The organism is Sphingomonas pseudosanguinis (assembly GCF_052056765.1).
Taxonomy (GTDB): domain Bacteria; phylum Pseudomonadota; class Alphaproteobacteria; order Sphingomonadales; family Sphingomonadaceae; genus Sphingomonas; species Sphingomonas pseudosanguinis.
The window spans coordinates 2952598-2975526 of record NZ_CP189888.1; the positions used below are offsets into that span (position 1 = coordinate 2952598).

Here is a 22929-nt window from a genome sequence, read left to right on the forward strand (position 1 = left end):
CGGGCCGCGAGGCTATCATTATCCATCGATGTTACTCCGTATGGTCAGCCGCGATCCGGGGCCGAAGGCTGCCGATTTTGCAGTCAGGCTTCGGCCTGAGCGCGGCCACAGATCATAGGCGCACCCCGACCGGCAAGACGAAGGCGGTGCACCAATTTTGAAGGCGATAGGGCTGACCGACGAGCGCCGGGATATTCGCCGACGCGTACATGCCGCTTTCCGGCAGATACTCGTAGACATCGAGCGAGGTCGTCGGATCGCTATCGCGGAGCATCCCGAGGCCGCCAACGCTCTGGTGCGCGTACCAGACGCGCACCACGCCTACGGTCGAGCGCATCAGATCGAGGCGGATCTGTGCCTGTCCAACGATCGCGAGCGGGCCGAGAGGCACATCGCCACTGTCATCGGTGACCTTGAAGCCGGACTGCGCGACATCGACCGCCGTATTCGCGCGGTATGGCTGATCACGCACCAATGGGGGCACGGGCACGTGAAAGTCGCCAAACAGTCGGTCACCGTCACGCGTGAAGATCAGCGGGCGGGTCGGCTCCCATTCTTCTGAACGATGCACGACCAAGTGCGATACCTTGGCGAGCAGCCAGCCCGCCGCGCGCGCGCCATTGGCGTCGTCATGTTCGGAATCACCCTCGCGCAGCTTGTCGGTGAATTGGTAGACCGGCCCGGCCATGAACACGTCTGGTCGTTCCAGCGCGATCTCGAGCTGGGCCATGCCAATCGGAAGCGTCTTCTGGCCGTCATCCTGGACGTCTTGCGTGTACGCGCCACCAGCCTGGATCAAGAACTTGGCGAAGGGCTGCGTCTGGCCCGTCAGCGCGGCAAAGTCGGTCTGCTGATCGTTAAAGAACTTGACCAGACCAGATTTCTGATTCGCCTTGTTGTTGACGCCCCCGCCAAGCGCATAATAATCAAACTGACTGCCATAATATGCAGTAGCGATCACACCAACGGTATCCGAGCCCGCAGCCGCTTTGACCTTCGCCACAGCGTCGAGCGCGCGGCCATAGTAGCGCCCGTTCGGCTTCTGCCAGCTTGCCAGCGGTTCGCCTGAGACGGCCTCGTTGATGACCAGGTATTGGCGGGGATCGCCCGTGGTGAGCAGATGCTGGTCGAGATACCAGCGCATGCCCCGCGCCCAGCCGATCGTCGGCGGCTCAGCGTAGGCGGCAAATCCTGGGAAAACGATGTTCGGGTCGGCAACCTCAGCGTCGCTCAAGGTGGATTCGCGCGTGAAGGTCAGCGTGGTTGAGGCTGTCAACGACGTGAGGCTGTAGTCGCCGTCAACCGTGATATACTGACGACCGACACCATTCGCGGCACCCGTCTTGGGCAGAGGCCCGGTTCCTAGCATCATCGTGCCGGGGTACGTGATGCGGCTCAGGCGCGGGTACGTCTCTTGTCCCGCCATGATCGACTGCCCCGTGCCGATCAGCAGCGAGTATTTGAACGTCGGCCGCTGCAAGCGTGACGGCCGGGGGACGCGCATCGCAAGCGACCGTTGCACGGCTGCATCATCACGTCGCGCCAGTGCACCGTCATTGGCCGGGTAGTCGTCGTCGGCAATGGTGTAGGCAGGCGTGTCGGAGCAATGGAACTGCGAACCGGTGATCCGAGCCTCCACACCGGACGCGCTCATGTCCAAAGCCATGAAAAAGTGATGCAAATTCATCGAAGCCGGAATATCGACCTGAACGCTGTACTTCGCAGCGCGGCTTGAAAGTTGCTGAACGCGGGGAAAGTTGACGGCAGTCTGGTAATCGCTGATGGACCACAGGAACAGCGTGCCGTTGGCTGGCAGCACGTTCTCCGCGTCCGTCTCTGCGTAGAAGGTGAAGACGGCTTTGGTGTTGCGTGTGATCGGCGCGGGAAGGTCCTGACCCACGCTATCGACAACGTAACCTTTGGTGAAGCCCTTCGCCAAAAGCTCCGGGGAAACGATCGGCCGCAGATTGTCCTGAATGCCCCCGCCAAAGCCGCGAACGAACGGCCCGTCCATCGTGCGTCCGTCGAGAAACATGTTCGAGGCTACCGGGCTGACAATCTCCGCGCCGGTCGCGCTGGTGTATGATCCTTCGTACGCATTGCCGAGGATCGCGAGATTGGCGCTCCGAGGGTCGACGTCCGCATTTTCTCTGAACTTCAGCGGCGATCCGCCCGAGGTTCCCTGCGCCCGTAGCTGGGCGACATCGACATAGTGGAAGATGTTATTGTTTTCGCCCGGCGCCGGAATGGGCAGATCAAACGACGGCAGGTTGTAAGACTCGGGATTAACGACAAACAGTCCTTCGCTCTCCCGCATCAGGAGGAACTTGGGATACCGCACGACATTGGCGATATGGTCGACGATGATCGCCTTCGAGAACGAAACCTGCCACGCGTCGTTTACCGCCACAGCAGTTTCGGCAGCGGCGACCGCCCGGCTCGCGGCTATTTCGCTGCGGCTGGCATAGCCGCCCAGCAAATCTGCTCCATCGATCACGACACGAACATCGTCATTCGAGAAGATAGCTCGCGCGTTCAACCAGGCGCCACCTGTCGATGCCGCCCCACTCCCGCCCGCCGGGCGGTTGGTGGGCGCTGCGTCCATGCCATAGACGGTCGGAACCGCGCTCAGCGTCCCATAGGCCAGTCGCCGTTTGTCCTGCCCGAAGGTGCCGATGAGGTCAAAATAGAGCACCGACGTAGACCCGAGTTCGCCGGCGTAAGGGACCTTCGACGCGTCCTTCATCGTCGTCTCGTTGATGCGCAGCACCACCTGACTGGTCGGCACGCCATCGGCGACCGTGACGTCGACCAAGCGGAGGCCCTCGGCGTTCGCCGTCGCGCCCATGCCCAGCGCGATTGGAGCCGGACCCGGCGTCTCCGGGTTAAGCCGTGCCTCCAGCGCTAGCGTCACGCCCGTAAGGTCGAGGCCTTCGAAAAAGATGGTGCGGACGCAAGGGCCCGCCCGGTCCGCCGCGATCGGCAGACAGGCCGCAGTTGCCATAGAGTATCCCCTTATTGTTCGACGACGTTCGGATTGACCTCGCCACCGCCACCGCCCGGCGGGGCGCTGCCCGAGCCGCCGCTATCCGCGCCACCGGGGGCGGGCGTCGTGATCGAGCCGAGGGGGTGGCGGGCCGGATTGGTCGACGAGGTGAAAGCGTCAGCGAAGACAGTCGTCGCCATCGCCTGCACCGTGCCGCCCGTGCGGGCCGCGTCATCATAGTAGAGGTAATAGGATGTGCTGTTCTGGAGGCCCGTGATCGACGAGGCGGCCACGCTGACGGTCCGGTCCTGATAGACCCGGCTATGCGCGCTGACCGTCACCGATGCTGAGCCGCCCTCGTCATGGCCGATGAGCGAAATATTGATCGGGTAGCTGTTGGCGATGATCAGTTGCTCGACATTGGTGTCGGCCACCGGCACCGCGACGCCGTCCAGATCGGACGTCGAACGTAGGGCGGGTATTGGCGGCGCGACCGCCATCTGACCCAAGGCGAAGGCATGCTTGCCCGGCGTCTCGCCCATCAGCGTGAACTTCCACGCCATCCGGTCGGGCATCGGCTGGCGCTTCAGGATCACGCACGGCTGCTGCACGAGACCATCGTCAGGCAGGTCGACGATCACCATATCGCCCGGGCCGTACCGGCGCAGGCGCGGCTTTACGACGATCTCGATCTCTCCGAGTTCGCGCCGATTGAACAGCTCATAGGCCGCCAATTCCGCCCCCTGGTCCCCGTCCTGGACCAGATTAAACTGGCGCTCCGCGCGCTTCACCTCACCATCAATCTCTATTTGAAGCGCGATCGATACGGGTTTGGTCGAGGCGACATATTCCCATTTGTGATCAGGCGAGCGCCACTTCGGAACGATCGTATTCAGCCGCTCTTCCCAGCCAGAGCCGGACGACACGACAGTTTCGTCATCAGCCAGATCGGCCGCCGTTATCGTGTCGAGCGCGACGCGCGGGGCGTTGATCTTCAGGCCAAGGCGACCACCGCGCCAGCACGGCTCGGCGCCGCCCGCCGCGAGGATGTCGCACAGGTTCTGCCACCGGGTGGATTGACCACCGGTCGCAGGCTCAAAAATCACCCCGCCGCAGGTCCAGCCATTGGCGGCGCAGACATTGGCGAGGTGAATGAAGTCCTCGACGATGACCGCATCGATCGGCAACCCTACGCCTGCGACCTTCTGATAGGTCGAGCCCGCGACGCGCGGGTCGCGTTGATAAACCCCGAGCGCATATTTCAGCGCGTTCAGGCCAGGGCTGTTTGTGTAGCTCCAGCTGGCGCGCGCCGCGTCGTGCGCAGCGGTGTCGGCCGGCACGGCCCAGCGGTGTGAGCCACAGCCGCCGGGATAGGTGGAATCCTGTCGGGGATCCCAGCACAGCTGACCGCGCCAGATCGCGCCGAGTTGCGGCACGCCGCTGGCGAAGATCTTGCCGTCACGATCGAACAGCAGCGACCAGGCGATCGCCGCATGTCCCGACAATCGGTAATCGGTGCCCCAGCCAGGCGCGCCGGCCCAATGCGGCTGAAGCGCAGACTGCTCGGGCACCGCACCACGCTGGACCGAAGCCCATAGGAAACCCGCCGCATAGCCGGTAGCGGCCCCGCCGGCCGGCGGGATGCCGAGCGACACGAAGTCTGCCTGCGCATCGACCAAGCCCTCGATCGGGCCTGCACCCGAATAGGTGTCGACGATCAGCGCATAGGGGTTCTGCACCTTCTTGACGGTCGGGCCATAGCCGATCTGATAGGCCCGGCTCCCACCGTAATAGGTCTCTCCAATAAGATAGGGCATCGGCTGGTCCGAGCCGACCGTGATACCGTTGACCGACCCCTTGGCGGGCGGCGGTACCGCGAGCAGCGATGCGCCGACATTGGCACCGGCGGAAACGGCTGCGGCGATCAGCGCGACCGGCTGGCCGCCGGGTATGAACGCCGCGACAGTCGCGACAATGCCGGCAACCTTGCCGACGGTGGACAACACGCCGCTCACAGGCGCCACGCCCCGATGAACGACGCCATACTCTCCGGCTCGATGACGACCGGCCCGTCCGCCAGATGATCCTGATGATAGCCGATCATCTTGCCGCCCACCGCGATAACGATCGCGTCGAAGCCGTCTCCGCCCGCCATCAACGCAAGATCCCCAAGCCACATGGCCGCCGGTGCAATGCGATCGAACAGACTGTCGAGCAGCGCCTCCAGCGTCTCATGACCAGTCGAACGCAGCGCAGTGCGGGCCGACAACGGTGATCGGAAGTCGGGCACGGATGGCGGGCGGTGACCCAGCGCCCGCGCCTGCGCCCGTGCCAGATGGATGCAGGTGCGACGACTCTTCCAGTCGAACGGCCGGCCGCGGAACCGCGCCACCACAGCCTCGGTCGCGCTAGCGCGCTGTGCAAGGTCAAGCACTGGTGTTGCTCGCCACCGTGCCACGCGGTGGTGACGCGACGCCCCACGCGAACGACGCTTCTAGCCCGGTGGCGTTGTCGAAGCCGCGTTCGCCCGGGAAGATCGACGAATGGAAGGCGCTGGATAGCGTATTGCCCTCGACCTTGGCCAGCAGCCGCTGCGACCGGCTGACACAGTCGATGGTGACCTGACGCTCCCCGCGCTTGGAGCGCAGCGTCGTCCGGTCCAGCTGCCAGTCGGCCTGAAGGTCGGGCTGACCGATGATCTGGCCCGTAGCCTCGTCGACCTCCGCGACCCACATCCGGATCCGCGAGCCCTGATAGGCGGGCCGCGAGATTTCGATCGCTGCGGCCGTGCTCTTCGGCAGCATCGTCACCGAAGCGGACGGGATGACCGATCCCACGCCTTCCTCCGGAACCTCGAACCCTGCGATCGTGCCGAACGTGTCGTCGACGCTCAAATAGGTTTCCGAGCCCCACGGTACGAAGCCGCCGTCGCACAGCAGCACCGTGCGGCCGGGAAGCTCCATCTTCATGAGGCCCGCGAGCAGGATGCGATCCATCAGGCAGCCTCCTCGACGGTGAATTCGATATGGGTGAATTTCTCGACGCTGATCGACCAGGCCTGCTCGTTGCCGTCGATCAGCCCTTCGATCATCGGGCGCACCAGATGGACGCGCGCGCCGTCCGCGAACGGCCAGCGCAGCATTTCCGACAGGGGCAGCGCGACCTTGCCGGTCGCATCGGCGATGCTCTCGTCGGCCACATTGTGCAGGAAATGCTGGCCGTCTGCCTTCTCGACCGACAGCCAGTACCCTTCGCGCACGACACGGCGGGGAAACAGGCCGCGCAAGCGAAGCGTCGTGCCCGCCTGCCCCGCCCCGTCGACGATCGCGTCCTCGATCACCTGGGGTGCGAGCAGCGGCACCTCGATCCGAAGCCCCATGCGCTTGGCGCGAATGAGGCGCGACACGATGACGCGGCCTTGGTCGGCATCGTCGAACGGTGGGAAGCCCAAGGTCAGCTTGTAGCGCGACCCCAGCCGATCGACGCGGAGGAGCGCCGCCCCGGTCGAAGGCCGCAGAACCGCACCGAAGTCCATGAACGCAGGGGAGGCACTGTTCGGGACAGCCCAGTTCGGCAGTTCGATCACAGCCATCAGCGCACCGTCTGGCGCGCGCGCCAGCTCTGTGCCCGCCCTGCGGTGCGCAGGCCTGCCGAGGTTATGTCGGTGGCGATCGGCTGCGCAACCCGGGCCGCGCGGCCGTCGACCACCGCATCGAAATAGGGCGACGGACGCACCTCGACCGAGGCTCCGCCCGCCGGGCGCAAGCCACCGTTCGGGATCACGGTGCCATTGATGCCGGGCGCGAACAGTTCAGGCCCGCGCTCCCCAACGACATACCATTGGTTCTGGTCGACACCGCCACCGTTCGCCCGGCCGCCGCCGAACAGCTGGAAGAATCTTCCCAGCGACTTTAGCCAGGTCTGGCTGTCCTTCGTCGCCTGATCGCCCTCGACGATTCCGGGGCTGCTCGCTTTCGACGATGAGCCGAACATCGAACCCAGGCTGCCGATAAAACCGGTCGACCCGGACGATCCGCCGCCAAGCAGCTTTTCAGCAAGCGGGCGGATCAGCTTCTGCTGGATCGCGATGTCGATCAGGGTGGCGACCATACGCTTGCCCATGTTCGCAAAGGCGTCCGACAGCGACTTGGTCCCCATGATCGCATCGGTCAGTTCGGTGTTGAGGTTGCGCAGCGCGCCAACGGCACCTTCCTGCATCCGCTCGTTGATCGCGGCAGCCGAGCCGTTGATCTCGCGCAGATAGGACGCACCCGGCCCCTCGGTCTGACGCTCGATCGATGCCCGGCGATCACCATAGATCTGATCCAGCTGACCTTTGCGCTTTTGCGCGTTGGCCCATTCCGCCGATGCGGTCGACTTGGTGGCGAGGATCAGTTCGAGGTCGGCTTCCTCCTGCTGGCGCTGGAGGGCGAGCAACCGCAACTCGATGTCGCGGCGCCCCTCCATGCTATCGACGAGGTCGAGCTGGGCGCGCAGGTGTTCCTGCTGGGCGTCGTTCCCGGCCTTGGCCAGATCATAGGCCTCCTGCGTTTCCGCTCGGAACAGCGTCTGGTCGATAACAGCGCGCTCGATCTCTATCGCCTCGTCGCGCTTGGCGAGGAGCGTCTGCCGCTTGGCGTCGGTCAGACCCTTGTCCAGTTCGACCTGGCGGCCATAGGCGGCCCGGTCTTCTTCCAGCGCCGCGATATCGGCGCGGTGACGGGCGCGCGCATCCTCGGTCATGTCCGCCTGTGCGCGCAGCAGTGCGACACGGGCGCGGCCGAGCTCGTCGAGATAGTTCGCCTCATCCTGCGCAGCGTCGCGCCCCTTCTTCTGCTTTTTCTTCTTCTCGTCGTCGAACGACATGTCGACCCGGTCGGTCGACCCTGCGCTGGCGGAGCCGATCGCCTTATTCAGCGTTTCCAGCGCGCGCACCTGACCGCTGAGCGCGTCCATGCTCGCCTGAAAATTGGCGGACGCCTGCATGAAGCGCGTGGTCGCGGCGGTCTGTGCGACGCCAATGCCGCCCTCGCTATCGGTTGGCCCCAGTTGCGCCGCCCGATCCGCATCCGCCTTGGCGCGGGTGTAGGCGGCACGGGCAGCCGCCATGTCCGCCTTGGCCTTGGCGACGGCGTCCAGCGCGGCGATGCGGTCGGCCTTGGCCTTCTCAAGTATCGCAGCCCGCGCCTTATCCGTCGCGCTCGCCAGTTCCAGCGCGGTCTGGGTCGAGCGGCGATCCGCCTCACGGGCGGCGTCCACCGCCGCCTGCGCGGCCATCGACGCTTCTCGCTTGCGGAAGAGCAGCGGCACCAACACGGTGAGCGCAGTGATGACTAACCCGATCGGGCCAGCGAACCCGATCATCGCCGTGCCGAGTCGGCTGAGGATAGCGGCAGCGCCAGCCTGCAGCGCCAACTGCCCGAGCAGCCGGATCAGCACGCCCATGGGGTTGATGATGGCCGCCATCCCGAGTGCGACCGGCCCCAGCCGGAGCAACAACAGCGGCAAGCCGATCTTGGCGACCTGCAGCAATGCCAGTGTGAGCGGACCGAGCGAGGCCGCGAATAGGCCTACCGCGACCATGATCTTGTAGAACCAGGGCGGGCCACCGGCGAGCACCGACAGGACAGAGGCGGTAGCCTCCTTTACCATGGTGAACGCCTGGATGATCCCGGCCTCGCCGACGACGATCTTCAGCTTCTCCCAGGCGCTGGCGACGCGCTGGGTCGCGGCCGCTTCGCCATCGAGAAGCACGGCCATCTTCTGGTTGGCGGACGCCTTGTCGATCTGCGCCTGAACGTCCGCGATACCCTTGGCGCCGGCCTGCATCAGCGCGATCGCCACGCGCATACCGTCGGTGCCGAACATCTTGGTCAGCGCAGTCTGGCGCGACTTATCCGTGAGCGGGGTCAGCTTCTCATTCAGCTGCGTCGCGACCTCGCTCAGCGACTTCGCACTGCCGTTCGCATTGAAGAACGACAGGCCCAGCTTGTCCATCACGTCAGCCGCGTCCTTCGATTGCGGCACGAGCGCGAGGAGGAAGGTCTTGAACGAGGTGCCCGCATCCGCGCCGCCCGTCATGAGCGGGACGACGGCCGCCAGGGCGGTGTTCATGTCCTCGAACTGATAGCCGAGACCGCCGGCGATGCCACCGACCTGGCCGATTGCATCCTTGTACCCGTCGAAGGACAGCTTTGACGCATCAAGCGCCCCGCTGACCTTGTCGACGATGGTCGGCAGCTGCCCAGCCGAGATATGAAATTGCTGGAGAATGTCGGTCGTCGCATCGGCCGCGTCCCCGAGGTTGGTCTGACCGACAACGCCGAGCGCCAGCGCGCCTGCCAGACCACCGCCCAGGATCGACGCCGCGTCCATGCCGTTCTTGGCAAGATTCTCGATCGCCCCTGCCGCCTCGATCGCGCTTTTACCGTAGGCCGGGCCCAGCTCGAGCGCGGCATCGCGCAGTTTTTCCAGCTGCTCGGGTGAGGCATCAAGCATGGCTGCCTGCACCTTGTTCATCGCGACCTGGAAATCGGATGCAGTATCCTTGGCGGTCTTACCTGCCGCCGCGAGCGGCACGGTGAGCGCTGCCGTCATGACGAGGCCGGCGTTGCGTACCTTGTCAGCGGCGCGTGACAGGCTGTCGATCATCGCCAGTGCCGCTTGGTTGATCTCGCGGGCGGCGTCCTGCATCGCGCCGGCCATGCCATCACCCGATTGGCGAAACTGACGCTCGGTGCGCTGCAACTCGGCGCGATCGGTCGCGAGCGCCGACCGGAAGGCGGCGTCGCGCACGTTCATCCCAAAGGTGAGATTGGCGAGCATCGCTTCCATCGACGCCTCCTGACGCTAACGGCATTCAGCCCCGCGGACGGGGTCTGTCGACCAGTTCGACATTGATCGGGGAGCCGGTGCCCGCCCTGCTGACCAGCGACGCCAGCATTTCTTCGGGCCGCTGACGGTCAGCGTCCCCATCGGGCTGCTCTTTCGCGGCATAGTTGCCAAAAGGCTCCAGCCGTTCCTGACGGTGGAACCAGATCGCTTTCCAGCCCGCATATTTGGCCAGTTCGTAATCATCCCGCCTGGCGTCGATTCGCCCGAGGATGGTCGATCGCATGATCGCGGGAGTGATTTTCCAGAAGACCTCAGGCGGCAGGCCAAAGCGCGCCCATTGGCGCTCCAGCTTGCCCCATTCGGTCTTCAGGCGCGGGTCTTGCGGGACCTCGACGGCTTGGGCTTTCCCGGCTTGGGAGCGGGGCCCGCCTCCTCGGCTTCGCCCTGTGCCGCGCGCAGTGCCCGGCCGATGATTTCGCTGAACGCGTCGCGCCCCAGCTCGTCGGCAATCGCGCTGACCTGCAGCAGAGTGATGTCGGGGTGGTGCTCGCGCAGGCCATGCCAGGCGAGATCGCGCAGCACGCTCAGGCGGATGCTACGCAGGCCTTCCTGGGCCTTGGCCGCCAGCGCCGGAGGTAGCTCGGCACCCGTCTGCATCGCCCGCGCGACCGCCATGGCAACCTGCGGATCGATGCCGGGCATCGCATCGGCCACGACGGCGAAGAAGCCGCGGTCATACTGCTCCTCGATGGCGCACTGCGCGGCATTGCCAAGGAACAGCGTGTAGCGCTGGTCCCCGGCATCGAAGACAATCTCGCCGCGCATTACGAGCCCGACCCGGCCGAGACGGTCCGCTGGGCGGTGGCGCTCGCTTCAGCCGAGGCCCCGGTGAACCGCACGCTGACCATCTGCTTCATCGCCCCATCGATCGGGATGGACCGACCGCGCGACTGGACGATCAGATAGCCGCTGACCTTCCACCACTTGTTCTGCGGCGCGGGCAGATACGCTTCATACATATAGGGCGCGCCGCTATTGTGGGCGGCGGTCAGGAGCAGGTCGGTCGGCGAGCCGGGGATATAGTTGATCTCCAGCGTGTCCTCGCCCGGCTCGATCAGGGCGGCGCCATATTCCTTGCGGCGCCCAGGCGACTTGAAGTGCGTCTTCTCGAAGGTGCCAGCCTTCTCCTCGGCGAACGGGATCTTGGTGACTTCCGAGATCTCGATCATCGTGGAGGCGGTCAGCCCCATAAAAAAGCCCGAGCCCCAGCCGGACTGGGCCTCGCTATTGCCGTTGGCGTCCATGATTGTCCCTTTCAGGCGTTGTGAAGGAAGGAAAAGTCGATGCTCTCGCGGTGCAGTTCACCCGCGTAGGAATGGCTATCGCCGCTGCGATCGGGCTCCGCGCCCGAGCGGACGCTAGCGATCATCGCGCGCTGGAACTGGACGTCCCCAACGGTTTCGGCCGGCACCAGGGCGGCGATGCACAGATCCCGGATCGCAGCCGCCTCGCGGGGATCGGCGCTCCAGACGTCGAGTTGGACCAGCGTCGGCCGGATCGGCTGAAACCCTTTGAAATGCTGGGGACGCTGATCGGAGATGACCTGCAGCGTGATCGCCGGGATACCAGCCAAACGGCGCGTCCAGCCGACCCGGTCAGCGATGCGCGCAGTCAGATTGTCGAAGGCCAGCAGCCGCGTCTCGATGGCGTCTTCCAGCGTCATCGCAGCACCTCCATGGCGGCTTGCGTCAGGATGGCCTGCACGAGGGCTTCGGCCTCCGGCCGCTTGGCGGCGATGGCCGGGCGCATGAACGGGTTGGCCCGCATGACCACGGTGCCGAATTCCTGGAACTTGGCGTAATAGACATCGCCGTCTTCATCTGAGCCGACCGGTCCGACATAGACGGACACGCCCTCAGCGCCGTTCAACTTGCCGTAAAGGCGACCATCGCGGTCATCGACAGCCATGATGCTGTCGCGCAGCCGGCCGGTATCGACGTGGACGAGGCGCTTTGCCTCATCAACGATCGGCTGAGCACCCTGGCGGAGCGCGGCACGAAGCCGATCTTCATCCAAAGTGCGCTCGAGCCGCTCGAGTTGGCGGTCGAGTTCGCGGAAACCGCTCGACGTGAAGCCGAACATGGTCAGGCCGCCGGGCCCGCGTCGGATACGCGAACGTCCCATCGGCTGACGGCGGGAAGCCAGTTGGCCTCCTCCACCTTCCATCGGCGACCGCAATGCTCGAAACTATCGCCGCGCTTCGGCTGGGCGACATAGATCGGGTTAATTTCGTAGGAGGTGCGCGGGGCCGATACGCTGCCCGCGAACCGCGCCTCTCCGTCCGAACGGATGGCATGAAAAGGCGCGAGCGGCGCGGAAGCGCCATCGACCAGATAGACCAGAGGCTCGGGATCGACGAAGGCCGCATCAATCGCGGCCATAGCTGCGTCCCAATGGTTCACGGCCGAACCCCATCATAGACCGCCGCCGCAGAGCCGGGTGCGTGGAACTGCGCATCCAGCGCTGCGACGAACGGGTCCATGGGTTACGCCGCGATCTGGCCGGTCAGCAGGACGCGGCCGACCGTGTCGGCGGATGCCTGCGCCTGCGCCGCCGCACCGACCAGCGTGTTGTTGGTCGACGTGGTGGTGAGGTTGAAGGCCGTATTGTCCCAATACAGCTTCTGCCCCTGGGTCCATGCGCCGGTGGCTTTCGCCGCGTCGAAGACGCCGATTCGACAGCCCTCCACCGGCGTACCGGCAGCGGCCGACGTCAGGGCGATCGCGAAGATGCCGCCGACCATGAAGCCAGCGCCGCTGGTGAGATTGCGCGGCGCGATCAGCGTCAGCGTGTCGCCGGGCTGCACATAGTTGCGTGCCATGCTGGGTTACTCCTTGTCGGCCGAGGCCTTGCTGGCCTTCGGCTTCGCCTCGGTCGTGGCCTGGGGCTCGACGTCGGACTGGTGGGGGGCGGGATCGGCGGTCGGAGCATCGGGCTCGGCATTCGAGACCGGCTCGGGGGGCAGATCGGCGAAGTCGCGATCGGCGAAGTCGGCCGAGACATCCTCGGCGGCCTGATCGGCGATCAGGCGAGCGGCATCGTCATCGCTGACGTGCAGAACGCCCTCATGCGGGTGCCGCAGCACCCCGGCGACATGAGCCGCCGTGAGCAGTTTCACGAATTTCATGGGTGATCTCCCAATCGGGAGGGACGGCACGCCGCCCACTCCCTCAGGTGCGGGTTGGCGTTATGCGCCGGGCTGCTTGTAGGCCGAGCGGTAGTTGACCGCGCCGACGCCATAGTCGTGGCGGACCTTCCACTCGACACCATCCACGCGCCAGCCGTCCTGGCTGTCAGTGAACGGCTCGGTGACGCCGTTAAGGAACACCACCTCGATCGCGGGTGCGATGTTGGGGTCGGCGAACAGGTAATAGGCCGAGCCGGTCAGCCGGGGCGTGTCGACGATGTTCTCGAGCATGCCATTGACGATGTTCGGGCGCTGCAGCTTGTTGACCGAGTCAGGATCATATTGGCTGCCGTTGACGATACGCGCCGAGCCGCCAAGCCCGATCGGGAACAGGCCGATCGCCGGGCGGATGTCGAGGAACTCGTTGCCGCTGATGTCCTTCTGCGAGGCCATAGCAACGCGGATCGCGTCGAAGGCGACGACGGTCGGCGGGGTACCCGACGAAGCCAGATTGCCGTGGGCGGCGTCGAACAGCGGCACGCCGTCGTTCATCAGCGGGTTGCTGTTGAGCAGCGCATAGACGTCGATCTCGATCGTCAGCTTGGCGGCGCGGCCGAGGTCGACGGCGAGCCCGGAGAAGACCTCCATGTCGTCGTTGACGATCGCCTGGCGCGACAAGTTGATGATGTTGCCCTTGGTCGTGGCGCGGATTTTCTCCTTCGCCAGGTCAGGGATGGGCTTGTTCTTGAACTCGCCCGCCTCGTTCACATTGTCGAGGGCGCCGAACGAGCCGCGCAGATACCGGCTGTGATCGCGGAAATCGACCACCGTGCCGGTGCCGCAGAACCGAGTCCAGGTGTCCGGCGTGGTGGCATAGGCCGCCTGCAACACCCGGTGGATCGCATTCTCGAACAGCACCGGGAAATCGCTGGTGGTCTGGGTGATCACCGCGCCCTGCGAGGTCATCGCCTGCCGAACGATCGAGTCGGGATCGCGGGTGGTGACGTTGACGCCGAGGTTGGCGAGCGACTCGCGCGCCAGATCGACGTTGCGCACGCCGCGAAACTCGCCCGGATCGATCTTGACCGTCTCGCCCTTCAGCGCCGCCGCCTTTTCGACGAGGTGGGCGACGCCGGCCTTGACGAGCAGCCAGTTGGTCGCGCCTTCGCGAAACTTGTCACGCTGGTCGACGGTGACGCGCGCCGGGCTGTTGTGGCCGATGTTCGCGGCGTCGCCCTGTTCGGCGAGCTTGTCGAGAATCTGTTCGCGGGCGGCAGCCAGGGCGGTGCCGTCTGCGATCAGACCATCAATGAAGTCAGCGGGCAGCTTGTGCTTGGTCCCGAGCGCGCGAATGCCAGCGGTGCGCTGGCGCTCGGCGACGACGGCGGCATCGGCGCGCGCCTGCGCGTCGACTGCGGTGATGGTGTCGGCGGGCGGCTGGTTGTCGCCGCCCGGCTGGTTACCCTGAGGCATGCTGGTTTCCTTCTGCTGGGGCGGAGCGGCGGGCGCCGTCCGGTTGCCCGCCATCGCCATCATGGTGATGAGCGGGCTATCGGGGGCCTTGCGGAACCCGAATGCTTTGACGCTGATCGCGGCCTGCACTTCGACGGCGGCACTGATCGACGTGACGAATTTCTGGTCGAGCGCATCCTTGGCCGTCAGCCAGGTCTCGGCGTCGAGCATCGGGATCAGTTCGTCGGCGGTGAGGCCGGTGCGAGCCGCATAGATGCCGACCAGTTGGTCACGGATACGGTCGAGCTGGTCCGCGGCGCGGCGCAGTTCGGCTGCATCGCCGCAGGCGCAATCCCACGGATTGTGGATCATCATCAGGGCGTTGTCGGCCATGATGGTCTCGTCACCCGCCATGGCGATGATCGACGCCATGGAGGCAGCGAGGCCATCGATGTGGCATGTGACCGTGCGGCCCTTCTTCTTCTCGCGGGTAATCGCGTTGAAGATCGCCAGCCCCTCCATGACGTAACCGCCGGGGCTGTTGATGCGGATGTCGAGATCGTCGTCGCCTTCGCTGATGAGCGGGACGAGCGTGTTGGCATCGAGACCGTCCCAGCTGTCGCCGACGATCCCATAAATCAAAATTTCAGCCATTTAGGGTTGCTCCCGCGCTGTCCGCGCCGCGACGGCGTCAGCGAGATTGGTGGCATTGCCGACAGAGGTGACGTGGCGCGGATCGCTGTCGAAGATCAGGCCGAGGGTATCGAGCTTCTCGGCGTCTGCCTTCCACTCGGCCAGGAACTTGTCGGGGTCCTCGCCGCGCTCGCGCGCCAGCGACGAGATGGTCGCCTGACCGGACCGGACCGCCTCCTTGTTGGCGGCGATCTCAGTGGCCGGGTCGAGCATCTTGGTCGGCGGAGGTGTCCAGCGCAGTTCGACGCCGGTCGCATCCTCGCCGATCATTTCGAGCGCTTCGATCACCCAGCGCTCGACTGAGCCGCAGAACTGAGGAATGAACATCAGCCATTGCCAGGCAGAAACCGTGTCGCGGTATTCCAATCGACCGAGGCGGCCGGAAATGAAGCTGACATCGGACAGGTCGCCGGTCAGGACCTCATACGGGACACCAAGACCGGCCGCGATCGCGCGCAGCGAGACCTTCGTATATTCCCCGTACCCCTCGACCGACGGCGGGCTGGAGAATGTGACTTCTTCGCCGCTGCGCAGATACTGGAAGGTGCCGGGCTCGACATAATCGAGCGGCTCGCGATCCTCGCCGATGCCGTCACCGACGATATCGCCGCCATCTTCCCCCTCGCTGACGATACCGGGCACCGTGCCGCCATCATCATCACCACGCACCACGCCCACGAACGCCGACGCGATCTTTTGGCGGGTGAGCTGGCCGTCTTCATAGTCCGCGAAATCGCGCATCCGCAGGATGATCGGTGCGAACCAAGTCGCACCGTGCTCCTGCTCCGGCCGATCGGCGCGGAAGATGTGGGCGACCTCGCTGGCCTGCACATATGTCGAGCCGAGCCGGTCTACCCGGTTGCCGCCGGGGTGCCCATTGTAGAGCCAGTATCCCTCGCGACGACCGATCGGGTCGAACTGGACGCCATAGACGCAGAACCCGCCCGGCTTGCCCGGATCGCTCGACAGCGGTCCGTTGTGCGATGGATCGATGTAGTCGGGCTCGAGCACCTGAAGCTGGAACGGCAGTGGCAGTCGGTCGGATGCCCGGCGCCAGCGCCGTCGCACGACAGCGCCGCCGCGCTCGACGATGGTCCGGGCCGCCTGCAACTGAAGACCGTACAGGTCATGCCGCCCGCCCGCGTCGCAGGTCGCCTTGTCGAGGTGGCGTCGGGCGATGCCGTTGAGGCGGTCATCGACCTTGCCGTTCCGATAGACCTGGAAGGTGATGCCCGTTCCGACAATCGCCTCCGCGACCTTCGCCGATCCGCGTGCCGCAAACGGGTTATTGCGAACCAGATCAGCTGCGATGCCGCGCAGCAGCGCCTGAACGGCGGGCGTCAGCTCGCTATTCGCGTCCAGCCGGTTCCGCCGCCATCCCGCGGCCCGCTTGCCCTTTGTGGCGCCGTCGTACGCTGCGCGGGCGCCGCGCCCCATCCGGATACGTTGATTTGCCGCTGGTACCGCCGATCCGGCGGGTGCGGGTCGGCGCAGCAGCCGGTCAAGGAGAGAACGCCCCGCCAAGGTCAGAGGCCGCTGCGATAATAGGGCGTGCGCCGACGCGAGATGCCGCCCTGGGCAATGCGCTGCATCTTCAACTGCGCATCCACGACCTTGATGGCGGCCGTGACGGCATCGACGGTCTGAAACGTCGTCTCGCGCCCATCAGCGAAGCGGACCTTTTGCGCGCCGGTGGCGACGGTCAGCAGCGTCTGGTGCAACTGGTCGAGATCGGATTGCTGATATGCCATCGCTATCTCCCTCGACTGGTGAATGGGTTGGACCGGCGGGCCGGAGCGGGACGTTTCGCGCGGGGCGGCGGTATTGGCGTGGATGCTTGGTCGGCGACTGTTTCGGATGCCTGCGCCGGGGCGGCGGTTTTTCGCGGTGCCTTAATCGCACCCATTAGCTTGCCCCACTGGCGCGGTCCCCAGCGGTCAACGCCGAGGCTTACTGCGACCGCTCGCGCATAGACAGCGTTGTCGAGCGCTTCGTTGCGGTCCCGGACCTTGTGCCATTCCCGCCGGAAACCGCCGTTGCGCAGGCGGATGATGCGCAATTCCTCAGCGACCAGCTGCTTGATCCATTCATCCGGCGTGCCGTCAGGCAGGAAGACGTACCCCTTGGGATAGTCCTCGCCGTCGACAGGCTTTTCGAGCGCCAGCTGGCCGTACAACTCCATCTTCAGCATCGACGTGCCGATGTTCCAGAGCCGGACGCCCTTCTTGATCTTGCGTCCGTTGACCGTGACGTCCTGCCACGTCGGCGAACCGATGGCCTGTTGCGCGGCGATGCTCTCGCGCCCCTTCACCGCCATGGCAAAGCCGGGATGGCGGCGAGCCCAGCGATAGACCTCCATCGTGTTCTCGCCGTCACCGGAGTCGATCGCGACGCGGGCGAGGCGGAGGCGACGGCCATCGGCCGTCACCCAGGTTCGCGCTACCGCCTCATCAAGCCCGGCCCAGGTCTTCGGATCGGCAATGGGACCGAACACTTCGATGCGCTCGACGAACTCGCGCCCGCCATCCGGCCGGAATGCCCAGATATCCAGGTCGATACGGCCACCGCCGCCGCGCTGAACGTCGGCCGCGCCGATCAGCAGAGCGGCTTTGGCAGAAGGCGTGCCGACCATCATCGCCTTCTCCCGGCGATCGTAAAGGCGCTGCCACTCCGGGGCCTCGCCCTTTTCGGCCCATGCCTCGCCGAGTACCTGATTGACGAAGGTCCTCAGCAGATTCGGATCGTGCCGAACTTCCAGGAACTCGCGGGCGATCTCCAGCCAGGCGGCACCGGGATGCTGGCTATAGGCCGCCCAGATATGGAAGGACCGATGTCGGGGGAAGGCGGCCGGATTGTCAGCCCGCCATTCGCCCTGCTCGTCCATCCACGGCTTGTGCTCTTCGTCGATCTCGCAGCCGTTTTCGCACTGGTACCACGCGCGGGTCGGTGCGTGACGCGGCTCCCACCGGATGCCGGCGCCGGTGCCGTCGCCGAACACCAGCTTCTGCATGTGCCCACACTCAGGGCAGGGAACGTACCGATATTCCTGGCTGCCCTGTTCGAACAGTCCGTCAATCCGGCTGAAGCCTTTGACCTTAGGGGTTGAACCGGCAGCGCGGAAACGGCGCGGCGAGGTGAGGTTGCGCTTGAAAGCCAGTCGGGCGGGGTCGCCTTCCTCCTTGGCGGCCCATGGGTACCCGTCGCATTCCTCCAGAAACACGTCATCAGCGGTGACGCGCCGGAATTCCTTGGGGCTGTTGGCGCCCTTAATCTGGACCCAGCCGCCTTTGTAGCGCTTGGCCCGGATCTGGTTGTCCGCGTGCCGTGGTTTGAACGTCGCGACCTCGCGGACGATCTTCCATTGCAGGACCGGGTCGAGGTCGTCGCGGCTGAACTTCTCGGCGTCGTCGATGGTCGGCTGGTAGATCAGCGAGCGTGCCGGGTCGTACCGGATGCGGTACGCGATGAAGCATTGCAAGATGGTCGAATAGCCGATGCGGCTGCTCTTCCGAACCGAGACCTGTTCAGTCTCTGGGTCGGTAAAGGCGTCCGCCATATCCGACTGGAACGGGAACGGGCGAATGCGACGCCCATCGTCCGTCCGGCCATGATCTCGCATGAACTCGGACAGCTTGGGCTTGATCCGGGGCTTGAAGATGCTGAGCCATTCGCGCGCCGCCGCCGCGATCTCGGCGCCGACGACCTGAATGGCCGAGGGCTCAGCCCTCTTCTTCGTCCGAGGGCTCTTCCTCATTTAGGCCCCCGCCTCTTGCCTCCTCGACGCGCGCCACGGTCAATTCTTCTAGGGCATCGTTGATGGCAGTGTCGATCTTGGCGCGCAGCTTGTGGTCGCCGTTCGCCACCTCCAGCCCGACCTGCTGCAACCGGGTGACGGCCAGTGCGATGACGGAGACGACGGCGCCGGACATGTCGGGCAGCGACGCCAATTCCCGGCGACGCTCCGCATTATCCATGGCCTTGCTGTCGGCCTGTTCCTTGGCGAGCCGCGCCCGCTCGGTTTCGAGGTCGAGGTCGCCCTGCGCCCCTTCGATCCCGTATTTGTTGGCAGCCCAGGCCTCAACGTTTTCCAAGAGGGTCGCGCCATCGGCGGGCATGTCGCCTTTCGACCGCAACTCGCCGATCCACCGGCTCGAAACGCCAAGGACGGCGCCGATCATGGCGCGGGTGGGCTCTTCGAGGTCAATTTCCACCACTTCCCTCCCCAGGGTGTCATACTTCCCTGTCAAAATGCCAAGAAATGGCGGGTTTCTGCGGCTTTTGCGGTCAACAGGGAGGAAGAACTATGCCATTTTTTCGTGGCTAGACCGAAGTAGCGCCTTTGCCCCCCGTATTATCTGTGAGGCTGGGAAGGACCCAAAGGCTACGAACTCCAAGCCGTTGCCGATTGCTAGCCCTTAGGCCAAACTATCCCGAACGAGGGGACGAATCATGACCGAACGTGTCGATTTTGATCTGACCGACTATCCAATCACCGATCCGACCGTCGGCAAGCTCAAAGCATTGCTTGGTGCTACGCCGATTGAAGTCGATAGGCAGGCCCTCGGCCCTGCCGGTGCATGCTATTGGATTGCGGATGACGTCGCCAAGCAGAACGGTGCATCGGTGCAGCACGGCTGGATGATCGAATGGCTACCGAACGTTTACATTCAGGCTATGCACCACGCGGTCGTCAAGCTGCCGAATGGTCAAATGGTCGATGTAACCGCACCACAACGGGCTCAGCCTAGTGATGGAGTGACAGCATTTATTCCTGACGACTCAGTGCCGGTTAACCTACAATGGCCGGCATCGATCGAGAACCGTTACGTGATACTGGTTGACGACGAGGACGTTGAACAAGCTATTCAGCAATATAGGGTTAACAATAGTGCCATGATTGCCTTTAACAAATGGGCGATGTCGGTTCCGGGTGCTTCTTGGAGCCCATTCCAAGGATGGCAGGCTCCTGCTTGGCCCTCCGAGCAACCGTCGGACGAGCCGTTACGATCAAGTTTTCGCTTAATGCACGAGGCTCGCCGTCGGATTCGCGACCGCTATTTATAACGTTCAATCTCGGGGCCCTGGCGTAGCCGCCGCTCCGAGAAGATCCGAAATTGCGTTGCCCGGCCATCGCCCGTTCCAATGCTGTGAAGTGATAATGACGGTGCTAAACGAGCCCAACGATCAGGCAGTACGCTTCAAAGAATTTTAAAGCCTTACGGAGACGCACCGGCAGCAGCTGATACGGTGAGGCGGTCATACAGTGGCACGTACGTCCAAGATCAAAGGCCACGGCCGCATGCTCGGACACGCCTCAACTCAAGCCGCTTGTTACCTGACGGCCAACCGCCCAGATACAGAAAGAGCCGCTAACCCCGTCGGGCGCGGCTCTTTCAACTACCGTGTACATCCCACATAGCTGCGCAGTGGTCAAGAGGTGTGATAATGGGATTTTGGTCAATTGAAATATTAGATAGCGCGACCGGGAAGGTCGTCCATTCAACCAAAATTAATTCTCCCTATGTGAATGAAGCAAAAAATTATGCGGATGCTTTTGAGGGTACCGTCACTCCGAGCCGTCCAGCCGATACGGTCCGCATACAGTCTGGTTCTCAGGTATATTCGCGGCCTCTTGGCAGTTCTTGGCCGTGAGCCGTCCGACTTCACTTAGAGCCCCCGCCACATCACAATGAGGCTGGCCGTGAAAGCGACCGTCGTCTTGGCCGCATCGACCGCTGACCGGGCATTTGTCGCGATCCTGGCACCCGCGACACCGGCCTCTTCATCAAACCGGCAGACATTCTCATAAACGTCCCAGTACAGTCGCGGCATGCGATCCTTGTAGCGCTGTAGCTCGTCGAGCGCCTCCTGCTGAGACATGCCATCGACATGCTCGTCCACGACGTCACGGGCAGGATCGAGAGCGCGCAAGTGCCCGTCCGCCCTCACCCACAACCGCTGGGTATGGCGAATGGCTCGCTGCTGGGGCTCGCCGAACAGCCCCCCCTTGTCCCCGCTAATCCAGCGATCGATCGCGGTCCCGCCCCGGTTCACCAGCACGGTATAGGTCTTCTGTCGCTCACCAAGTTCGCCGCTGAGATCGACGATCTTGGCCAGTCCGAGATTACCGACTTGCGCATCCGGCACACCGCACGCGTTGGCTAGGTCCCTGACCTGATCACGCTCGGTCCGAACTGCCCGGCGGACCTTCATACTCACCGGCTTCTTCTTCGCCTGACCCATGAACTTCGCCCCGCCGCATGGCTACCCGGTTACGTCATGCCGCATGATGCGGTGGTGTACGGCCGCCGCCCGGGAGCAAGCGACGACCGCACCTCAAGTATGCGGCTGCACTATCAGTCTCGGATAGTTGCCATTCCGTTCCACCTTTCGGGAATAGCGCAAAGGGAAAAGCCGTTTACGGCATTCGCCTGAGCACCCATTTCGCTTCCGCAACTATTATGCGCCATGCCACTTGCAGCAATTATTCACTAAAACTTCCTCCCATCGTATTCCTCTTGGGCTGGCCACCATTCCGGCAAACCAGACGTGACGGCCGCATGACAGTATAATGTGAGATAAAGCGATACTTTATTACGTTCACTATGGACTATATGCATCACCGCAAATTGATAAGTTCCAATATTCATTTCTAAGATTACCAATTATAAAACAGCGACTCATGGGTCGTGTAAGGCTTTGATAATTTTCCTATAACGAAAGTTAAATAGCCATGTCGTTGAAAATCACTTCGGACCACGCGCAGCTGGCATTTCTTGGTGATGCGCAGACCTACAAGGTTACGAATAAGCGCGGTGCAATCTCCGGTGTTGGCGTATCCGTTTCTGGAGCCGGCGCTTGGGCAAAAATGACGGGCAGCATGACTTTCGAGATCATGCGCTTGGAAGACTCCAAAACCTATCAAGAGATCCGCGACTCTTACAAGGTTGAGGCAGGCATCAGCGCGTTTTGGAGCTGGATCGGTCTTCATGCCGGGGGCACAAAGGAACACGAACAGATCACGCAGACCTTCCACGAAATTCAGCAATCGCAGAAGGTGAGCGGAACGGTTCAGATCGGCCTAGAGGTAACTGGCATTTACCCCAACGTTCAGGTCGACGCATCGGCCTACATTCTCGTTCTTCAGGTCGAAGACTCTCAGGGGAACACTTTCAACGTCGCTTCGAGCGGCCTTCCAGCATCCAACACTGGCGCGCAGAGCTCGGATGGCACGGCGCTCCCGACGAAGGACAACAGCAGCACGATCACGCTGTAAAAGTGCAAGGGGGCTCGATGGTTCGAGTCCCCTTCACGTCATCGGTCTAAATCGAGCTTTGGCTGATTACATGTGGCGCTACAACATGCCAGCCACTGCGCCGGAGCAGCGCTACAGCCGTCTCGACATCGTCAGGCACTGCAGGTCCGTCGCTGCATCGAACCAGCCGTCCAGCCGACACAAGCCGAGCCACCGCCCGGCTGACCGTCGTCTTCGATCCTGCATTCACCTCAAGCATGATTTCGCGAAGGCTCGGTCCGCGATCATAGACGAGGCGAAACGCCCGAACAAAGCTGACGATCTTCACGTCGATGCGGATCGCCTGTGGTACACTGGTGACAAATGCCGCGTTCATTCGCTGCCTCGACGACGGCCGTCAAAAATCCAAGCGAAGTACGCTTGCCGCCACTCTCGCACTAATCCAGCTCCAACCACCAACCGGCCGGTCAATTCTGAACGACGGAGAACAACCGCGTTCAGCCCTGTGAATAGGACGCTGGC

At 63.8% G+C, this 22929-nt stretch carries 23 protein-coding genes; 2 read left to right on the forward strand and 21 right to left on the reverse strand.

Annotation, left to right across the window (positions count from 1 at the left end):
- Window positions 1-112: 112 nt before the first annotated feature.
- The 19 genes from ACQHGV_RS13385 to ACQHGV_RS13475 form a co-directional block, all read right to left on the reverse strand.
- Complete coding sequence (locus ACQHGV_RS13385) at window positions 113-3004, reverse strand: hypothetical protein (protein WP_440978561.1); 2892 nt, start codon at window positions 3002-3004, stop codon at window positions 113-115.
- An 11-nt stretch (window positions 3005-3015) separates the two neighbouring features.
- Window positions 3016-5010, reverse strand: a complete 1995-nt coding sequence (locus tag ACQHGV_RS13390) for a phage tail protein (RefSeq protein ID WP_440978562.1) — start codon at window positions 5008-5010, stop codon at window positions 3016-3018.
- Window positions 4998-5444 carry a DUF6950 family protein gene (locus tag ACQHGV_RS13395; protein ID WP_440978563.1) on the reverse strand — a complete coding sequence of 149 codons (447 nt, stop codon included), beginning with the start codon at window positions 5442-5444 and terminating at the stop codon, window positions 4998-5000. The genes ACQHGV_RS13390 and ACQHGV_RS13395 overlap by 13 nt, the downstream gene beginning before the upstream one ends.
- The gene (locus ACQHGV_RS13400; RefSeq protein WP_440978564.1) at window positions 5413-5982 is read right to left on the reverse strand and encodes a hypothetical protein; all 570 of its coding nucleotides are present in this window, start codon (window positions 5980-5982) and stop codon (window positions 5413-5415) included. Before ACQHGV_RS13400 ends, ACQHGV_RS13395 begins: the two co-directional genes overlap by 32 nt.
- Window positions 5982-6578, reverse strand: a complete 597-nt coding sequence (locus tag ACQHGV_RS13405) for a hypothetical protein (RefSeq protein WP_440978565.1) — start codon at window positions 6576-6578, stop codon at window positions 5982-5984. The genes ACQHGV_RS13400 and ACQHGV_RS13405 overlap by 1 nt, the downstream gene beginning before the upstream one ends.
- Entirely contained in the window at window positions 6578-9820 is a 3243-nt protein-coding gene (locus tag ACQHGV_RS13410) for a phage tail tape measure protein (RefSeq protein WP_440978566.1), read from the reverse strand. Before ACQHGV_RS13410 ends, ACQHGV_RS13405 begins: the two co-directional genes overlap by 1 nt.
- A 25-nt stretch (window positions 9821-9845) precedes the next feature.
- Complete coding sequence (locus ACQHGV_RS13415) at window positions 9846-10103, reverse strand: hypothetical protein (RefSeq protein ID WP_440978567.1); 258 nt, start codon at window positions 10101-10103, stop codon at window positions 9846-9848.
- 83 nt (window positions 10104-10186) lie between these two features.
- Window positions 10187-10645 carry a hypothetical protein gene (locus ACQHGV_RS13420; protein WP_440978568.1) on the reverse strand — a complete coding sequence of 153 codons (459 nt, stop codon included), beginning with the start codon at window positions 10643-10645 and terminating at the stop codon, window positions 10187-10189.
- Window positions 10645-11124: a phage tail tube protein gene (locus ACQHGV_RS13425; protein ID WP_440978569.1), complete on the reverse strand. Its 480-nt coding sequence runs from the start codon at window positions 11122-11124 to the stop codon at window positions 10645-10647. The genes ACQHGV_RS13420 and ACQHGV_RS13425 overlap by 1 nt, the downstream gene beginning before the upstream one ends.
- A gap of 11 nt (window positions 11125-11135) precedes the next feature.
- Window positions 11136-11543 (reverse strand): tail completion protein gp17, encoded by a 408-nt coding sequence (gene gp17, locus ACQHGV_RS13430; protein ID WP_440978570.1) that lies wholly within the window; start codon window positions 11541-11543, stop codon window positions 11136-11138.
- Window positions 11540-11962, reverse strand: coding sequence for an HK97-gp10 family putative phage morphogenesis protein (locus ACQHGV_RS13435; RefSeq protein WP_440978571.1), 423 nt, complete (start codon window positions 11960-11962; stop codon window positions 11540-11542). The genes gp17 and ACQHGV_RS13435 overlap by 4 nt, the downstream gene beginning before the upstream one ends.
- Window positions 11963-11964: 2 nt before the next feature.
- Window positions 11965-12261, reverse strand: a complete 297-nt coding sequence (locus ACQHGV_RS13440; RefSeq protein WP_440978572.1) for a hypothetical protein — start codon at window positions 12259-12261, stop codon at window positions 11965-11967.
- Between the two features lie 104 nt (window positions 12262-12365).
- On the reverse strand, window positions 12366-12701 hold the full coding sequence (locus ACQHGV_RS13445) for a DUF2190 family protein (RefSeq protein ID WP_440978573.1): 336 nt from the start codon (window positions 12699-12701) through the stop codon (window positions 12366-12368).
- A gap of 6 nt (window positions 12702-12707) precedes the next feature.
- A complete protein-coding gene (locus ACQHGV_RS13450; protein WP_440978574.1) occupies window positions 12708-13007 on the reverse strand; it encodes a hypothetical protein in 300 nt (99 codons plus the stop codon).
- Between the two features lie 60 nt (window positions 13008-13067).
- Entirely contained in the window at window positions 13068-15113 is a 2046-nt protein-coding gene (locus ACQHGV_RS13455) for a ClpP-like prohead protease/major capsid protein fusion protein (protein WP_440978575.1), read from the reverse strand.
- Window positions 15114-16589, reverse strand: a complete 1476-nt coding sequence (locus ACQHGV_RS13460; protein ID WP_440978576.1) for a phage portal protein — start codon at window positions 16587-16589, stop codon at window positions 15114-15116. It abuts the gene before it with no gap.
- A gap of 89 nt (window positions 16590-16678) precedes the next feature.
- Window positions 16679-16903 (reverse strand): phage head-tail joining protein, encoded by a 225-nt coding sequence (locus tag ACQHGV_RS13465; protein ID WP_440978577.1) that lies wholly within the window; start codon window positions 16901-16903, stop codon window positions 16679-16681.
- 2 nt (window positions 16904-16905) lie between these two features.
- Window positions 16906-18906 carry a phage terminase large subunit family protein gene (locus ACQHGV_RS13470; RefSeq protein ID WP_440978578.1) on the reverse strand — a complete coding sequence of 667 codons (2001 nt, stop codon included), beginning with the start codon at window positions 18904-18906 and terminating at the stop codon, window positions 16906-16908.
- Window positions 18872-19363, reverse strand: a complete 492-nt coding sequence (locus ACQHGV_RS13475; protein ID WP_056437835.1) for a hypothetical protein — start codon at window positions 19361-19363, stop codon at window positions 18872-18874. Before ACQHGV_RS13475 ends, ACQHGV_RS13470 begins: the two co-directional genes overlap by 35 nt.
- A gap of 238 nt (window positions 19364-19601) precedes the next feature.
- On the opposite strand from ACQHGV_RS13475, the gene ACQHGV_RS13480 reads away from it, so the two are divergent.
- Window positions 19602-20216, forward strand: coding sequence for a hypothetical protein (locus ACQHGV_RS13480; protein WP_440978579.1), 615 nt, complete (start codon window positions 19602-19604; stop codon window positions 20214-20216).
- A 603-nt stretch (window positions 20217-20819) separates the two neighbouring features.
- Here the strand turns inward: ACQHGV_RS13480 and ACQHGV_RS13485 are convergent.
- Window positions 20820-21395 (reverse strand): hypothetical protein, encoded by a 576-nt coding sequence (locus ACQHGV_RS13485; protein ID WP_440978580.1) that lies wholly within the window; start codon window positions 21393-21395, stop codon window positions 20820-20822.
- A 490-nt stretch (window positions 21396-21885) separates the two neighbouring features.
- Between ACQHGV_RS13485 and ACQHGV_RS13490 the strand changes: the two genes are divergently transcribed.
- Window positions 21886-22428 carry a hypothetical protein gene (locus tag ACQHGV_RS13490; RefSeq protein ID WP_440978581.1) on the forward strand — a complete coding sequence of 181 codons (543 nt, stop codon included), beginning with the start codon at window positions 21886-21888 and terminating at the stop codon, window positions 22426-22428.
- A 46-nt stretch (window positions 22429-22474) separates the two neighbouring features.
- Here the strand turns inward: ACQHGV_RS13490 and ACQHGV_RS13495 are convergent, their stop codons facing one another.
- Complete coding sequence (locus ACQHGV_RS13495; protein ID WP_440978582.1) at window positions 22475-22783, reverse strand: hypothetical protein; 309 nt, start codon at window positions 22781-22783, stop codon at window positions 22475-22477.
- Between the last annotated feature and the right edge of the window lie 146 nt (window positions 22784-22929).

Excerpts from the sequence above, each read along its gene's own strand:
- ACQHGV_RS13435 (WP_440978571.1), bottom strand. The coding sequence starts at position 11,962 with ATGTTCGGCTTCACGTCGAGCGGTTTCCGCGAACTCGACCGCCAACTC.
- ACQHGV_RS13450 (WP_440978574.1), bottom strand. The coding sequence starts at position 13,007 with ATGAAATTCGTGAAACTGCTCACGGCGGCTCATGTCGCCGGGGTGCTG.
- ACQHGV_RS13455 (WP_440978575.1), bottom strand. The coding sequence starts at position 15,113 with ATGGCTGAAATTTTGATTTATGGGATCGTCGGCGACAGCTGGGACGGT.
- ACQHGV_RS13480 (WP_440978579.1), top strand. The coding sequence starts at position 19,602 with ATGACCGAACGTGTCGATTTTGATCTGACCGACTATCCAATCACCGAT.
- ACQHGV_RS13405 (WP_440978565.1), bottom strand. The coding sequence starts at position 6,578 with ATGGCTGTGATCGAACTGCCGAACTGGGCTGTCCCGAACAGTGCCTCC.
- ACQHGV_RS13425 (WP_440978569.1), bottom strand. The coding sequence starts at position 11,124 with ATGGACGCCAACGGCAATAGCGAGGCCCAGTCCGGCTGGGGCTCGGGC.
- ACQHGV_RS13485 (WP_440978580.1), bottom strand. The coding sequence starts at position 21,395 with ATGGGTCAGGCGAAGAAGAAGCCGGTGAGTATGAAGGTCCGCCGGGCA.
- ACQHGV_RS13410 (WP_440978566.1), bottom strand. The coding sequence starts at position 9,820 with ATGGAAGCGATGCTCGCCAATCTCACCTTTGGGATGAACGTGCGCGAC.
- ACQHGV_RS13385 (WP_440978561.1), bottom strand. The coding sequence starts at position 3,004 with ATGGCAACTGCGGCCTGTCTGCCGATCGCGGCGGACCGGGCGGGCCCT.
- ACQHGV_RS13420 (WP_440978568.1), bottom strand. The coding sequence starts at position 10,645 with ATGCGCGGCGAGATTGTCTTCGATGCCGGGGACCAGCGCTACACGCTG.
- ACQHGV_RS13465 (WP_440978577.1), bottom strand. The coding sequence starts at position 16,903 with ATGGCATATCAGCAATCCGATCTCGACCAGTTGCACCAGACGCTGCTG.
- ACQHGV_RS13470 (WP_440978578.1), bottom strand. The coding sequence starts at position 18,906 with ATGAGGAAGAGCCCTCGGACGAAGAAGAGGGCTGAGCCCTCGGCCATT.
- ACQHGV_RS13440 (WP_440978572.1), bottom strand. The coding sequence starts at position 12,261 with ATGGCCGCGATTGATGCGGCCTTCGTCGATCCCGAGCCTCTGGTCTAT.
- ACQHGV_RS13495 (WP_440978582.1), bottom strand. The coding sequence starts at position 22,783 with ATGAACGCGGCATTTGTCACCAGTGTACCACAGGCGATCCGCATCGAC.
- ACQHGV_RS13490 (WP_440978581.1), top strand. The coding sequence starts at position 21,886 with ATGTCGTTGAAAATCACTTCGGACCACGCGCAGCTGGCATTTCTTGGT.
- ACQHGV_RS13400 (WP_440978564.1), bottom strand. The coding sequence starts at position 5,982 with ATGGATCGCATCCTGCTCGCGGGCCTCATGAAGATGGAGCTTCCCGGC.
- ACQHGV_RS13445 (WP_440978573.1), bottom strand. The coding sequence starts at position 12,701 with ATGGCACGCAACTATGTGCAGCCCGGCGACACGCTGACGCTGATCGCG.
- gp17 (WP_440978570.1), bottom strand. The coding sequence starts at position 11,543 with ATGACGCTGGAAGACGCCATCGAGACGCGGCTGCTGGCCTTCGACAAT.
- ACQHGV_RS13415 (WP_440978567.1), bottom strand. The coding sequence starts at position 10,103 with ATGCGATCGACCATCCTCGGGCGAATCGACGCCAGGCGGGATGATTAC.
- ACQHGV_RS13460 (WP_440978576.1), bottom strand. The coding sequence starts at position 16,589 with ATGGGGCGCGGCGCCCGCGCAGCGTACGACGGCGCCACAAAGGGCAAG.